The sequence below is a fragment of the Erwinia sp. 1181_3 genome (genome assembly GCF_052824965.1).
In genome coordinates, this window is the sequence record NZ_VTDE01000002.1 from 568,900 (window position 1) to 582,761 (window position 13,862).

Here is a 13,862-nt window from a genome sequence, read left to right on the forward strand (position 1 = left end):
TTACATCCTGAAAAAGAACAATTTTACCGTAAAGATTTCTACAGTTTATTCAATATGGCTGATTTTGCCTGTAATAAGGCACAATTTAGCGTCATTTTCACAAAGTGTAAAACGGGCTTAAATCCGAATTATCGGCGAACAGTTAAGCCTGTCACAAAAATCCGCTAATCTGAGAAAAGTCTGCAAGAGGAGTCACGACGATGGATTTAGCGCTGTTTGATCTTGATGAAACACTGATTTGTGAAGACAGTACCGGCCTGTGGCTGCGCTGGCTGGTTTCCCAGGGATTTGCCCCTGCCGCTCTGATCGATGAAGAGCGGGCTCTGATGGAACAATACTATCAAGGCTCGCTGTCGATGGAAGCCTATATGCATACCACACTCTCCCCGCTGGCTGGGATGTCAGCCGCCACGGTATCCGGCTGGATCCGCCGCTTTATTCAGCGAGACATCCTGCCACGCGTCTACCCTGCCGCCCGCGAGCGAATGCGCTGGCATCAGGAACGTGGCGATACCGTCATTGTTATCTCGGCCAGTGGTGAACATCTGGTTACACCGATCGCAGAACAGTTGGGCGCGTGCGGTGCACTGGCGATTGGCGTGGAGATCATTGATGACCGCTACAGCGGCCAGACCTATGGCACCATGACCTATAAAGAGGGCAAAGTCAGCCGTCTGAACGACTGGTTGCAACAGGCGCAAACGCCGACCTATTCCCGCACCTGGGCTTACAGTGATTCCATCAACGACCTGCCGATGCTGGAACATGCGGACCATGCCTGGGTTATCAACCCTGCCGAACCGCTCAGCCTGCTGGCTCAGCAGCGCGGCTGGGAAATCTGTCACTGGCTTCGGTAACGTTTAGGGCTGATCGCTTTCGCTCAGCCCTGCTTTGTTGCTTAAGGCTGCAACCCCACCTTCAGCAGTTTGCCATTCGGCTCGTCTGTCAGCACATACAGCCAGCCATCCGGCCCGGCCCGTACATCACGAATACGCTCACCACGGTCGGCCAGCAGACGTTCCTGCCCTTCAACCCGATTGCCATTAAGGCTCAGGCGGATCAGGTTTTTCTCTTTCAGTGCACCGATAAACAGTGAATCTTTCCACTGTGGGAAGCGTGTGCCGCTGTAAAACGCCATGCCGCTAATCGCCGGAGAGACTTTCCAGTACCAGACCGGTTGCTCGGTTCCCGCCACGCGGCCCCCTTTCGAGCCGGGGACTTTTTCACCGCTGTAATCAACTCCCCATGTTGCCAGCGGCCAGCCGTAATTATTGCCCCGGTGTGGAATATTCACTTCATCGCCGCCACGCGGGCCGTGTTCACTCTCCCAGATTTCACCGCTGGCCGGATTCAGGGCAAGTCCCTGCGGATTACGCATCCCCCAGCTCCAGATTTCAGGCCGCGCTCCTGCTTTCGTCGCCAGCGGATTATCGGCAGGAACAGAGCCATCGGCGTTGAGACGAACGATCTTGCCTTGCAGGGCAGACAAATCCTGCGCTTTTCCTGCCTGGAAGTTGTCGCCAAAGGCGATAAACAGATGGCCACTGCGGTCAAACGCCAGGCGCGTGCCCAGATTGGCTCCGGTTGACAGCCCCTGCTGCCGTAGCACTTCACGGAAGTCACTCAACTGGCGATGGTCCTCGCTGAGCCGGCCATAGCCAACCGCCGCTCCGGCGCGGCCGTCCTGCCCCGCAACGGTATAACTGAGCCAGACGCGGCGGCTGCTGGAGAAATCAGGTGCCAGTACCACATCCAGCAATCCGCCCTGGCGCTGCGCCCAGACCTCAGGCACACCGCCGATCGGTTCAGACAGCCCCGCTCCAGCCTGCCAGCGGCGTAACTGGCCGGAACGTTCGGTGATCAACATCCCCTGGTTATCCGGTAGAAAGGCCAGCGACCAGGGATGATCCAACCCATCCTGTAGCACCTCAGCATGGACTTTTTCAGCCCGTATCGCTGGGCTGAGTAATAACGCTGACACCATCGTTAACGCCGCCAGGCAACCTCTCATCGTTATGCTCCTTATCGCTATTTGTTAATTAAACGTAGTTAAATTACCAATAATTGCCGAATTATCCGGTTCAGTGCGCTATATTCCCCGGGCTATTTTTTCAATACTACAAGGGATATGTCTGATGACTTCACGATTACCACAGACGGGTTTCATCCGTTTTTTACTGCTACCGTTGATCATGATGGCCCTGCTGCTGACATTAAGCGGCTGCGGCGACAAAGAGCCAGAACAGCGCAAGGCATTTATTGAATTCCTGCAAACACGCGTGCTGGCAAAATCGCAGGTTGCCGTCCCTACCCTGACGGACGAGGAGACCAAAGCATTCGGCCCCTATGCCAGCGACTATGCGTTACTGACGGATTATCACAAGGGGATGGGCAACGTGTTCAGCGCCTCCCTGGGCGAAGTTTTTGCCCAGTTCAGGGGTGTGAATACCGTCAGCAACCTGATGGCTAAGCGCGATGACCTCAAAAAAATGGCCGATCAAAGTGCCGCCTGGAAACCGGTGCTGGAGAAGCTGCGCGCGGATAGCGAAAGCAAACATGCCGCGCTGAAACAGCCGGACGATCTGAAGGCGGTTTATGACCAGGTGTGGGCTAAAGTGATTGTTGCACCGGGTGATGCGGCGTTGCAGGTTGCCACGCAGGTCCCGGAGGTGCTGACGCTGCTGGTGAGCCAGGTGGATCTGTTGAAACAGCAGGGAGACAAAGTCACCGTATCCGGGAATATCGTGCAGTTTACCGACCAGAAAGCTCTGGATCAGTACAATGCCATTCAGCAAAAACTCCAGCCGTTAGTCATGGATCTGATGAAAACCGCCGGTCAGTTACAAAGCATGATCCGTTAAATCCGGGCAGAAAGTTCACCCGTTACAGCATCAAGATAAAAGTGGCCGACCGAGTGTTGCGGTCGGCCAACAACGAGTACTTTACTGCGCAGGGAAAGTCACAACGTCCCGTACCATCTCATCGATACCGCTTTTCAGCTCGCTCAGATTGATCGGTGCATTGCTGTTAGGCACGGTTTTTCCGTAAGCCTTGCGGACCACTTCCACCACCGGTTTGCCGGTTTTCGCATCCAGCAACTGCGTTTCCAGGAACAGCACACTGTTCTGAGTACGATGCCCGGAGGCCGCCATCGTGCTGGCAACGACCGCCGCCACCGGCACCACTTCATAGAACTTCATATCCTGATTTTCGGCATTCACCGCCGTGATCGCCGTTTTCATGATCAGCGTGCCGGGGCCGGACTGATTCACCAGCGCTTTACGCTGCCCAACCGCACTTTTCAGCTGCTGGTCGAGATAACTGCGCACCTGGTCCAGCGTGGGTTGGCTGACGCGGGCAGTCGGTTTTGCTGCCGGGTAATAGACCACCGGGGTGTAATAAATGCCGCGATAATCAGACAGTTTAAAATCAGGTGAAACCCAGCGCAACGTTTCATGACCGCTGGGAGACTCCGATGCTTTCAGGCGGGAATAATCCGGCAAAAAACCGGAATATTGTGTGGTATCAGCTACTTTTGACGAACAGCCGGCCAGCACAAGACACAACGTTGCCAGCCCGGCGACCAGAGGGAGACGCAAATTCTGCATTGCCAAATTCCTTGCTCAGTGAAGGTTATTCAAGCATAGAGCGCGCCTGACCTTTCACCAGCGGGATAAGCAAAATAGTTGATCTGACTGCGGTCAGCGTCAGGTTTTTAGCTTCGGATCCAGCGCATCCCGCAGGCCATCCCCCAGCAGATTAAAGGCGAGCACGGTCAGGAAAATCGCCAGACTGGGGAAAATCGCCACGTGCGGTGCCAGCACCATATCAGCCTGAGCCTCATTGAGCATCGCCCCCCACTCCGGGGTCGGCGGCTGCGCGCCCAGCCCAAGAAATGACAGGCTGGCTGCCGAAATGATTGAAGTACCAATACGCATAGTGAAATAAACCACAATCGACGACAGCGTCCCCGGCAGAATGTGCCGCAGGATGATAGTCAGATCCGATGCGCCGATACTGCGTGCCGACTCAATATACGTCAAATGCTTCAGCACCAGCGTATTGCCGCGGACAAGGCGGGCAAAGGCCGGAATACTGAATATCGCCACCGCCAGAATCACATTCGACATGCCGTTGCCCATCACCGCCACCACGGCGATCGCCAGCAGAATGCCGGGAAACGCGAACAGCACATCGCAGATACGCATAATGATGCGGTCCCACCAGCCTTCGTAGTAACCGGCTAACAGCCCCAGCAGCGTGCCTATCGCGGCACCCACCGCTACCGAGAAGAAACCCGCGACCAGTGATAGCCGGCTACCCAGCAGCACGCGACTGAAAATATCACGCCCCAGCGCATCCACGCCAAACCAGTGGACCAGCGACGGCCCTTCATTCAGCCGATCGTAATCAAAAAAGTTCTCGGCATCGAACGGGGCGAGAAGCGGTGCAAACAGCGCAATCAGGATCAGCAGCAGCACAAAAACAGCGGCAATCATCGCCACATGCTGGCGACGAAAACGCCGCCAGAACTCACGCCACGGGGTACGGACGCGATTGGGACTGATACCCGGCAGCGCTGAGAGTACGGCGTTACGTCGCCAGTTAATCATCATGCATCCTTACTTGTAGCGAATGGCGGGGTTGATCGCGGCATACAGCATATCGACCACCAGGTTAATCAAGATAAACTCCAGCGAAAACAGCAGCACTTCGGCCTGAATAACCGGGTAATCACGCATTTCCACCGAATCCACCAGCAGCCGCCCCAGCCCTGGCCAGTTAAACACCACCTCGACCACGATGGAGCCCCCCAGCAGGAAGCCAAATTGCAGGCCCATCATCGTGACCACAGGGATCATCGCATTGCGCAGGCCGTGTTTGATCACCACCACCGATTCACGCACGCCCTTAGCGCGTGCGGTACGCATATAGTCTTCCTGCATCACCTCAACGAAAGAGGCTCGGGTAAAGCGTGCCATCACCGCCGCTACGGCAGCGCCGAGGGTAATGGAGGGTAAAATATAGTGTTGCCAGCTATCGGCGCCGACGGTCGGCAGCCAGCCAAGCTCCACGGAAAAAACCTGCATCAGCAGGATGCCCAGCGCAAACGCCGGGAAAGAGATCCCTGAAACCGCCAGCGTCATCCCCAGCCTGTCCGGCCAGCGGTTGCGCCATACGGCAGAGACAATGCCAATGGCCATACCAAAAATCACTGACCACACCATGCTGCTCAGGGTCAGCCACAGCGTCGGCAGAAAGCGTTGGGCGATCTCTTCCGAGACCGGGCGTTTCGACACCATCGAGATGCCAAAATCCCCGCGCACGGCATGGGTGATGTACTGCCAGAACTGCTGCGGCAAAGGCAAATCCAGCCCCAGTTGCTGGCGCACCATCGCCACCACATCGGCATCGGCTTCGCGCCCGGCAATCAGTCGCGCCGGATCGCCGGGCAGCAGGTGAACAAACAGGAACACCAGCACCGCCACGATCAGCAGCGTGGGGATCAGCCCCAGTAAGCGTTTGAGAAAATAGTTAAGCATCTTGTACCCTGCGCCTCCCTGACGGGAGGCGCGTTAGTCCATTACTTCAGGTCAGCATCGTCAAAGCTGAACGAGGTATCCGGCATCACATAGAACCCGGTCAGGTTTTTGGTGTTTGCCGAAACCAGCTTTTCCACGACCAGCGGTGCCCAGGGCTGATCTTTCCAGATACGGTCCTGCGCATCTTTGTACAGCGCGGCTTTTTTCTCGCCGTCAGTCGTATTCAGCGCATCAGCCAGATCTTTATCCACCTGTGTGTTGCTGTAGAAAGCGGTGTTAAAGATGGTTGGCGGCCAGGACTGCGTGGCGAACAGCGGCGTTAAGGCCCAGTTGGCTTCCCCGGTAGAGGCAGACCAGCCAGTGTAGAACATGCGCACGCCGCTCTCTTTCTGGCCTTTATCTTCAACCTGTGCCGCACGCTGACCGGCATCCATCGCCGTCAGTTCCACTTTGATGCCCACCTGTGCCAGCTGCTGCTGGGTGAATTGCAACACCTTCTGCGCAGTGCTGTGATTATGCGAAGACCACAGTGCGGTAGTAAAGCCGTTCGGATAGCCCGCTTCCTTCAACAGTTCACGCGCTTTAGCCGGGTTGTATTCCGGGGCCGGGTAGCTTTGTGAGTACTGGATCGACGGCGGTACAATACCGGTTGCCGGGGTGGCATAACCGGCGAAGGCCACTTTCGCCAGCGCCTCACGGTTAATCGCGTAGTTGATCGCTTCACGCACTTTCGGGTTATCAAACGGCTTCTGCGTCACGTTAAAGCTGATGTAACGCTGCATGATCGATGGCGAGGTCACCAGATCCAGTTTGCTGTTTTTCTCCAGCAGTTTCGCCTGCTCAAACGGGATAGGGAAAGCAAAGTTGGCTTCGCCCGTTTGCAGCATCGCGGAACGGGTGTTGTTATCCACGACCGGGCGCCAGGTAATGCTGTCCAGCTTCGGATAGCCCGCTTTCCAGTAACCCGCAAACTTCTTCACTTTCACAAAATCAGTCTGATTCCAGGTGACGAACTCGTAAGGACCGGTGCCGACCGGGTGGAAGCCGATATCCTTACCGTATTTCTTCAGCGCATCCGGGGAGATCATCGCCGCTGCCGGGCTGGCCAGGGTGTTGATAAAGGCAGAGAACGGTTGCTTAAGCGTGATTTTTACCGTGTTAGCGTCCACCACTTCGGTGCTGGCGATGGTTTTAAACAGGTTATACCGCTTGAGATGATTGTCCGGGTTACTGGCACGGTCGAGGTTGGCTTTTACCGCTTCAGCATTAAACGGGGTGCCATCCTGGAAGTTAACACCGGTTTTTAGTTTGATGGTATAGCTCAGTCCATCCGGGCTGGCCTGGTAACTTTCTGCCAGCACGTTTTCCAGCTTCATCTCTTTATCAAAGCCAAACAGCCCCTGATAAAACGACTTTGCCACGGCCTGCGACAGCGTGTCATTCGCGTCGTACGGGTCCAGGGTGGTGAAGTTTGAGGCGACTGCAATGGTGACATCTTTCGCCGCCCAGGCAGGCAGTGCAACAACGCTGCCGAGCAGGCCAGCAGTTAACAGCAATTTACGCGTGTAGTGATTCATCATGTCATCCCTTATTGTCGTTCTACTCTGGAGTAAACAGGTTCTAGCTGCGATTTATGGCATGGCGCGCCACGTAATGCCCGGCGCTCACCTCTACCAGCGGTGCCACATCCGGCTCATCACCGAGGGCGTGGATTGGGCTGGGTATTTCATCAACGAGCAGTGCGCGTTCACGTCTCCGGTGCGCAGGGTCGGCCACCGGTACAGCGGCCATCAGCTTACGGGTGTAAGGATGCTGGGGATGTTCGAACACCGCCTGGCGCGGACCGATTTCCACAATCTGCCCAAGGAACATCACCGCCACACGGTGGCTGATTCGTTCCACCACCGCCATATCGTGCGAGATAAACAGAAACGCAATGCCAAATTCACGCTGCAAATCGAGCATCAAATTAATAATCTGTGCCTGGATCGACACATCCAGCGCGGAAACCGCTTCATCGGCGATCACGACTTTCGGATTAAGCGCCAGCGCGCGGGCAATACAGATGCGTTGTCGCTGCCCGCCGGAAAATTCATGGGGATAGCGCTGGGCGTGTTCAGGCAGCAGGCCGACGCGCTCTAACAGGGCGGCCACGCGCTGCTCGGCCTCCCGCCCACGGGCAATGCCGTGCACCAGCAGCGGTTCCATGATCGAAAACCCCACCGTCAGGCGCGGGTCGAGCGACGCATAAGGGTCCTGGAAAATAAACTGAATATCACGCCGCAGATGCGACAACGCGCTCCCAGTCAGATTATCGATACGCTGGCCGTTGAAAGTGATGCTGCCGCCCTGGCTTTCAACCAGCCGCAGCAGCGAACGCCCGGTGGTGGACTTGCCGCAGCCGGACTCTCCCACCAGCGCCAGCGTTTCGCCGGGGCGCAGATCAAAGCTCACCTTCTCTACCGCATGCACACGGCGCTGTACCCGGTTGAGCAGGCCGCCACGAATATCAAAACGCGTCACCAGGTCGCGCACCTGAAGAATCGGCGTATCCTGCGGGTTTACCGTATCCTGCGGCTGTTCTGCCACGGATTCACCTTCACTGACCAACGGGAATTTGGCTGGCCAGTGACGCCCGGTCATCGCCCCCAGTTTCGGTACGGCTGCCAGCAGCGCACGCGTATAGGGCTGTTGAGGGTGACTGAAGATCGCCTCGACGCTGCCGGTTTCCACCACATCACCGCGATACATGACCTGAACGCGGTCGGCCATCTCGGCCACCACGCCCATATCGTGAGTGATAAAGATCACCCCCATCTGCATCTCTTTTTGCAGCACGCGGATCAGCTGGAGTATTTGTGCCTGAATGGTCACATCCAGCGCGGTAGTGGGTTCATCGGCAATCAACAGCGCAGGACGGCAGGAGAGCGCCATCGCGATCATCACACGCTGACGCATCCCGCCAGAAAGCTGATGCGGATAGCGCGCCAGCACATTTTTTGCTTCAGGGATACGCACGAGGTCGAGCATCCGCTGCGCCTCGGCCAGGGCCCCGGCGTGGCTTTTGCCCTGATGGAGACGAATGGATTCTGCAATCTGCTCACCCACCGGGAATACCGGGTTCAGCGAGGTCATCGGCTCCTGGAAAATCATCGCCATATCGGCACCGCGCAGGGTGCGCAACTGCGACGGCGACTGTGTGGCCAGATTGACCAACTGATGATTGCGACGACGTAGCCACATCTCCCCGTTGTCAATTTTCCCGCCGCCCTGCTCCACCAGCCGCATCAGGGCCAGAGAGGTGACCGATTTACCGGAACCGGACTCACCAACAATCGCCAGCGTTTCGCCACGGCGGACCTCCAGTGACAGGTTATTGACGGCCTGAATACGCTGGCCTTCATGCTGGAAGCTGACGCTGAGGTCGCTTACCGACAGCACCACATCATCCTGATGGGGTAACTCACTCATCAGGGCTCCTCCCGATAAATGGCGACCACTGGCCGTTCACCCACCACGGCATAAGCGCGATACATGCCTTCGCTGTTAAACGGCAGCACCACGTTGCCAGCAGCGTCGATAGCAATCAGCCCACCGCTGCCGCCCAGTGCAGGAATGTTTTCGTGGATCACTTTGTCACTGGCCTGTTGTAACGACAGTCCGGCGTACGCCATCAGCGCGGCGATATCATAGGCCGCCAGCGTGCGCATAAACACTTCCCCGGTACCCGTACAGGAGACGGCCACGCTGTCGCTGGCGTAGCATCCTGCGCCAGGTAAGGGGGAGTCACCGACACGACCCACCTGCTTGTTAGTCATGCCGCCCGTAGAGGTTGCCGCTGCAAGATTGCCCGCCTGGTCGAGGGCAACCGCCCCCACCGTGCCAAACTTGCGGTCAGGATCCAGCGGTTCGCCAGACGCATCGCCATCGTGATCCAACAGAGTTTGTTGTGTGGCGATGGCGCGCTCAAGCTGTGCACGGCGCTCTGGCGTGGAGAAAAACGCATTTTCGACCATTTCGAGGCCATGTGATGCCGCAAACGATTCCGCACCCTGGCCGATAAACAACACATGAGGACTGTTTTCCAGCACCGTGCGTGCCGCCAGCACCGGATTACGCACGCGGGTAACACCCGCCACAGCCCCGGCTTCTCGCGTGCGGCCATCCATGACGCTGGCATCCAGCTCATGCGTGCCTTCATGCGTAAAGACTGAGCCGACCCCGGCATTAAACAGTGAACACTCTTCCAGCTGGCGCACTGCCTCGGTCACCACATCCAATGCACTGCACCCCGCCGCCAGCAATGCCTGCCCGCTGGCAACGATCTGCAACAGCGCCTGGCGATAGAGCAGCTCTTTCTCTGCATCCATGCTGGCACGCGCGATAGCTCCTGCACCACCGTGAATTGCAATCGTCGCTATGGCCATAATTCATTTACCCTGTGTGCCAAATCAGCATGAAAAACACTGAGTTAGAATATATTTGTCGAAAAAAAGCAGTTTTTGACTATAGGCAGGCAATATAGCGATGTAAAGCAGAAAGTTCGCACCCTGATAATAACCATTAATTCTAAGATAAACTTTATAGACGGTTATGGCTTACGCAGGCGGGCAAACGTGACCCTGCGAGCGATTCACGCCATAATGATCGCATTAGATTTTTGCCCGAATCCTGGAGAAATAACTCAATGGAAGCTTTCACTGCGGGGTTGATCTCGCTTGATGATGCACTCAGCACGTTGCTGGCGCGCGTGATCCCTGTTCAGCAACACGACACCGTCACATTACCGGATGCCGCTGGCCGTATTACCGCCAGCACGGTGATCTCCCCCATCGATGTCCCCCCATTCGACAATTCCGCCATGGACGGTTATGCCCTGCGCATGGCCGATCTCACCGCGGGAAGCACACTGCCCGTGGCGGGGATGGCTTTTGCCGGTAGCCCATTCAGCGGCAACTGGCCTGCCGGGACCTGCATTCGAATTATGACCGGAGCGCCGCTGCCTGAGGGCTGTGACGCGGTGGTGATGCAGGAACAGACTGAGCAGGAAGGTGAGGCCATCCGCATCACTGCCGATGTCAGTGCCGGGCAAAATATCCGCCGGGTGGGTGAAGATATCCGCCAGGGAACCCAGGTACTGGAGGCGGGAATAAAACTGGGTGCGGCCGAACTGCCGCTGCTCGCCTCGCTGGGCATTGCCCAGGTCGCGGTGCTGCGTAAGCTACGGGTTGCCCTGTTCTCCACCGGCGATGAGTTACAGCCGGTGGGTCAGCCGCTGGCTGCGGGCCAGATATACGATACTAACCGCTTCGCCGTGCAGCTGATGCTGAACAAACTCGGCTGCGAGGTGATCGATCTCGGGATTATCCGTGATGACCCGGCTGCGCTGCGTGCTGCCTTTATTGAGGCCGATAGTCGTGCGGATGTGGTGATCAGCAGCGGCGGCGTATCGGTGGGTGCAGCGGATTACACCCGGCAGATGCTGGAAGAACTGGGTGAAATCGGCTTCTGGAAGCTGGCAATGAAACCCGGTAAGCCCTTTGCTTTCGGTCGCCTGCCGAACAGCTGGTTCTGCGGTCTGCCTGGCAATCCGGTCTCGGCGGTGGTGACCTTTTACCAGCTGGTGCAGCCATTACTGGCGAAGCTGACGGGGCAGGCAGGCCCGGCATTGCCGCCACGTCAGCGGGTGCGGAGCGCCAGCTTTCTGAAGAAATCCCCCGGCCGCCTCGACTTTCAGCGCGGTATTTTGCAGCGCAATGGGCAAGGCGAGCTGGAGGTAGCCACCACCGGCCATCAGGGCTCACATATCTTCAGTTCCTTCCAACAGGCTAACTGCTTTATTGTTCTGGAACGGGATCGCGGCAACGTCGACGTGGGAGAATGGGTGGAAGTCGAACCGTTCAATTCCCTGTTGGAAGGCTGATATGTTTCCCGAACTGAATGATGAAGAGATGCTGCGCTACAATCGCCAGATCGTGCTGCGCGGCTTCGATTTTGACGGACAGGAGCGGCTGAAGGCTGCCCGGGTGCTGGTGGTCGGGTTGGGCGGGCTGGGCTGTAGCGCCAGCCAGTACCTCGCTTCGGCCGGTGTGGGTCATCTGACACTGCTCGATTTCGACCACGTGTCGGTGTCGAATCTGCAACGTCAAATCCTGCACGGCGAAGCGCAGGTCGGTATGGCAAAGGTGGACTCAGCACGGCTGCGGCTGGCGGCCATCAATTCCCTGATTTCCCTTGAGGCCATCAACGACCGGCTGGACGATCAACCGCTGGGCGATCAGATCGCTGCGCATCACCTGGTGGTGGACTGTTGCGATAACCTGGAAACGCGTGAGCAGCTCAACCGATTGTGCCATGCGCGCAAAATTCCGCTGGTATCCGGTGCGGCGATCCGCATGGAAGGCCAGATCAGCGTCTTCACCTGGGGCCACGATGAACCCTGTTACCGCTGTGTCAGCCGCCTGTTTGGCATCGCGCCGCTGAGCTGTGTGGAAGCGGGCGTAATGGCGCCATTGGTGGGCGTGATCGGTTCATTGCAGGCGATGGAGGCGATCCGTGTCCTGACCCAATACGGCAGCCCGGTGGCAGGGAAACTGCTGTTGTATGACGCAATGACCTTGCAGTTCCGAAGTATGACGCTGGCTAAAGATCCGGATTGTGAAGTCTGTGGCATCGTCAAGCAGCACTATAGTTAGGGGAGATGCCTGGATGCGTAAAGGATTGATTAGCACATGACTGATGAGCAAAGTGGGATAAGCGCGAGTGAAAAATCGTCATTGCGTCAAATGATGATTATTTTTCTATTGGTGATTGTCACGGCTGTGATTGCGATCAACAGCTGGATTGTGTGGAGCTCGTGGAACCGCATGATTTCCACCTCGAAGGATGATGCGCGTAATCTCTCCCAGTCCCTTTCCCGTCAGGCAGAAGATACCTTCTTGCAGGTTGATCTCACATTACAGGATCTGCGTGATCGCGTCTCCCTGATCGGCCTGCGCGACGATCAGACCGAGTACCTGCGTGAGATACTGACCAACCGTAAGGCCAGTCTGCCACAGTTGCATGGTCTGTTTATCTTTGATGCACAGGGCAGCTGGCTGGTGACTTCTGACGGCAATATCCCTAAACGCGCCAATAACAGCGACCGCGAATTTTTTCAATATCACCAGCAGAACAACAGCACGCAGGTGCATATTGGCAAAGTGATCCGCAGCAGAACCACCGGGGAGCTCATTATCCCGGTGTCCATGCGCCTCGTTAATTACGATGGTTCTTTTCGGGGTGTGCTGCTGGCCACCGTCAGGCTGAGCTATTTCAAGCAGGCATACAGCTATTACAACCTCGGCGAGCACGATGTACTGGCGCTGATGCTGAAAGACGGCACGATTCTGTACGTCCGTCCTTTCCCCGATGACACCATTAATCGCAATATTTCCGGCAGCCCGCTGTTTACCGGCCTGCTCAATAATGCGTCCAGCGGTACCGCCATTTATGGCTCGGCGCTGGATGGCATCGAACGGGTATTTGGCTACTCCAGTCTGAAACGGTATCCGTTGGTGGTGGCCGCAGGCTACGACAAGAACCATCTGCTGGAAGTGTGGTTCTCCGATATCAGCATCTTTATTACGCTCTGCACCATTCTGCTGCTGGTGATCGCCCTGCTCGGTTTTCTGGTGCTACGCCATATTTCACTTAACCTGAAAAATCAGCTGGAGTTGACTCAGGTACGCGACAGGCTGACCTCAATGAACCGGACTCTCCAGACGCTGGCGCTGGTAGACAGCCTGACCGGGTTAGCCAACCGGCGACAGTTTGATCTCTATCTGCAACGTAGCGCGGAGCGTTCGGCAAAACTGCACACCCCGCTGGCACTGCTGATGATAGATGTCGACAACTTCAAAATGTTCAATGATAGCTACGGGCACCTGGCAGGCGATGACTGTCTGAAACAGGTGGGTGATACGCTGGCGCATTTACCCCGCAGACCCGAGGATCTGGTTGCGCGCTATGGGGGTGAAGAGTTTGCCGTGGTGATGCCAGGGGCGGATCGTGCTGCCGCGCTGCGCTTTGCTCATCAGGCCATCGCGGCGATTGCCAACCTTGCTATCCCTCATCAGCATGCCGAAAAAACGGGGAATGTAGTCACCATCAGCGTGGGGATGCATGTGGTGAACGCCGAACGCAATGTTGATGTCAGTCTGGCGCTGATTGCGGAAGCGGATAAAGCGCTTTATGCCGCGAAAAAGGCGGGGAAAAACCGGGTGGCGGAAAATCAATCTGAGGCAGAGACCTGATAAATCGTGCTAACCCTGGCACGGG

At 56.8% G+C, this 13,862-nt stretch carries 12 protein-coding genes; 5 read left to right on the forward strand and 7 right to left on the reverse strand.

Annotated elements, in window-relative coordinates:
* The first annotated feature begins 200 nt into the window (after nucleotides 1–200).
* Nucleotides 201–857, forward strand: a complete 657-nt coding sequence (locus FY046_RS06990; RefSeq protein WP_446185901.1) for an HAD family hydrolase — start codon at nucleotides 201–203, stop codon at nucleotides 855–857.
* Nucleotides 858–898: 41 nt separating this feature from the next.
* Here FY046_RS06990 and FY046_RS06995 read toward each other — a convergent pair whose 3' ends face one another.
* On the reverse strand, nucleotides 899–2,011 hold the full coding sequence (locus FY046_RS06995) for a PQQ-dependent sugar dehydrogenase (RefSeq protein ID WP_446185902.1): 1,113 nt from the start codon (nucleotides 2,009–2,011) through the stop codon (nucleotides 899–901).
* Between the two features lie 124 nt (nucleotides 2,012–2,135).
* Between FY046_RS06995 and FY046_RS07000 the strand changes: the two genes are divergently transcribed.
* Nucleotides 2,136–2,861 (forward strand): DUF3053 domain-containing protein, encoded by a 726-nt coding sequence (locus FY046_RS07000; RefSeq protein ID WP_159338108.1) that lies wholly within the window; start codon nucleotides 2,136–2,138, stop codon nucleotides 2,859–2,861.
* 81 nt (nucleotides 2,862–2,942) lie between these two features.
* Here FY046_RS07000 and FY046_RS07005 read toward each other — a convergent pair whose 3' ends face one another.
* The 6 genes from FY046_RS07005 to FY046_RS07030 all read right to left on the reverse strand — a co-directional run bounded on the left by FY046_RS07005 (nucleotide 2,943) and on the right by FY046_RS07030 (nucleotide 9,970).
* Nucleotides 2,943–3,608: a DUF3313 domain-containing protein gene (locus FY046_RS07005; RefSeq protein WP_159338107.1), complete on the reverse strand. Its 666-nt coding sequence runs from the start codon at nucleotides 3,606–3,608 to the stop codon at nucleotides 2,943–2,945.
* 99 nt (nucleotides 3,609–3,707) lie between these two features.
* On the reverse strand, nucleotides 3,708–4,613 hold the full coding sequence (gene gsiD, locus FY046_RS07010; RefSeq protein WP_133842091.1) for a glutathione ABC transporter permease GsiD: 906 nt from the start codon (nucleotides 4,611–4,613) through the stop codon (nucleotides 3,708–3,710).
* A gap of 9 nt (nucleotides 4,614–4,622) precedes the next feature.
* The gene (gene gsiC / locus FY046_RS07015) at nucleotides 4,623–5,543 is read right to left on the reverse strand and encodes a glutathione ABC transporter permease GsiC (RefSeq protein WP_133841096.1); all 921 of its coding nucleotides are present in this window, start codon (nucleotides 5,541–5,543) and stop codon (nucleotides 4,623–4,625) included.
* A gap of 41 nt (nucleotides 5,544–5,584) precedes the next feature.
* Complete coding sequence (gsiB, locus tag FY046_RS07020; protein WP_171149364.1) at nucleotides 5,585–7,123, reverse strand: glutathione ABC transporter substrate-binding protein GsiB; 1,539 nt, start codon at nucleotides 7,121–7,123, stop codon at nucleotides 5,585–5,587.
* Between the two features lie 40 nt (nucleotides 7,124–7,163).
* On the reverse strand, nucleotides 7,164–9,014 hold the full coding sequence (gene gsiA / locus FY046_RS07025) for a glutathione ABC transporter ATP-binding protein GsiA (protein WP_133841097.1): 1,851 nt from the start codon (nucleotides 9,012–9,014) through the stop codon (nucleotides 7,164–7,166).
* The gene (locus tag FY046_RS07030; protein WP_133841098.1) at nucleotides 9,014–9,970 is read right to left on the reverse strand and encodes an isoaspartyl peptidase/L-asparaginase family protein; all 957 of its coding nucleotides are present in this window, start codon (nucleotides 9,968–9,970) and stop codon (nucleotides 9,014–9,016) included. The genes gsiA and FY046_RS07030 overlap by 1 nt, the downstream gene beginning before the upstream one ends.
* A 260-nt stretch (nucleotides 9,971–10,230) precedes the next feature.
* Between FY046_RS07030 and moeA the strand changes: the two genes are divergently transcribed.
* Genes moeA through FY046_RS07045 form a run of 3 tightly spaced genes read left to right on the forward strand, consistent with a single transcriptional unit; the run spans nucleotide 10,231 to nucleotide 13,837 of the window.
* On the forward strand, nucleotides 10,231–11,466 hold the full coding sequence (gene moeA, locus FY046_RS07035; RefSeq protein WP_446185903.1) for a molybdopterin molybdotransferase MoeA: 1,236 nt from the start codon (nucleotides 10,231–10,233) through the stop codon (nucleotides 11,464–11,466).
* 1 nt (nucleotide 11,467) lies between these two features.
* Complete coding sequence (moeB, locus tag FY046_RS07040; protein ID WP_133841100.1) at nucleotides 11,468–12,238, forward strand: molybdopterin-synthase adenylyltransferase MoeB; 771 nt, start codon at nucleotides 11,468–11,470, stop codon at nucleotides 12,236–12,238.
* 36 nt (nucleotides 12,239–12,274) lie between these two features.
* Entirely contained in the window at nucleotides 12,275–13,837 is a 1,563-nt protein-coding gene (locus tag FY046_RS07045) for a sensor domain-containing diguanylate cyclase (protein ID WP_421507406.1), read from the forward strand.
* Nucleotides 13,838–13,862 lie beyond the last annotated feature (25 nt).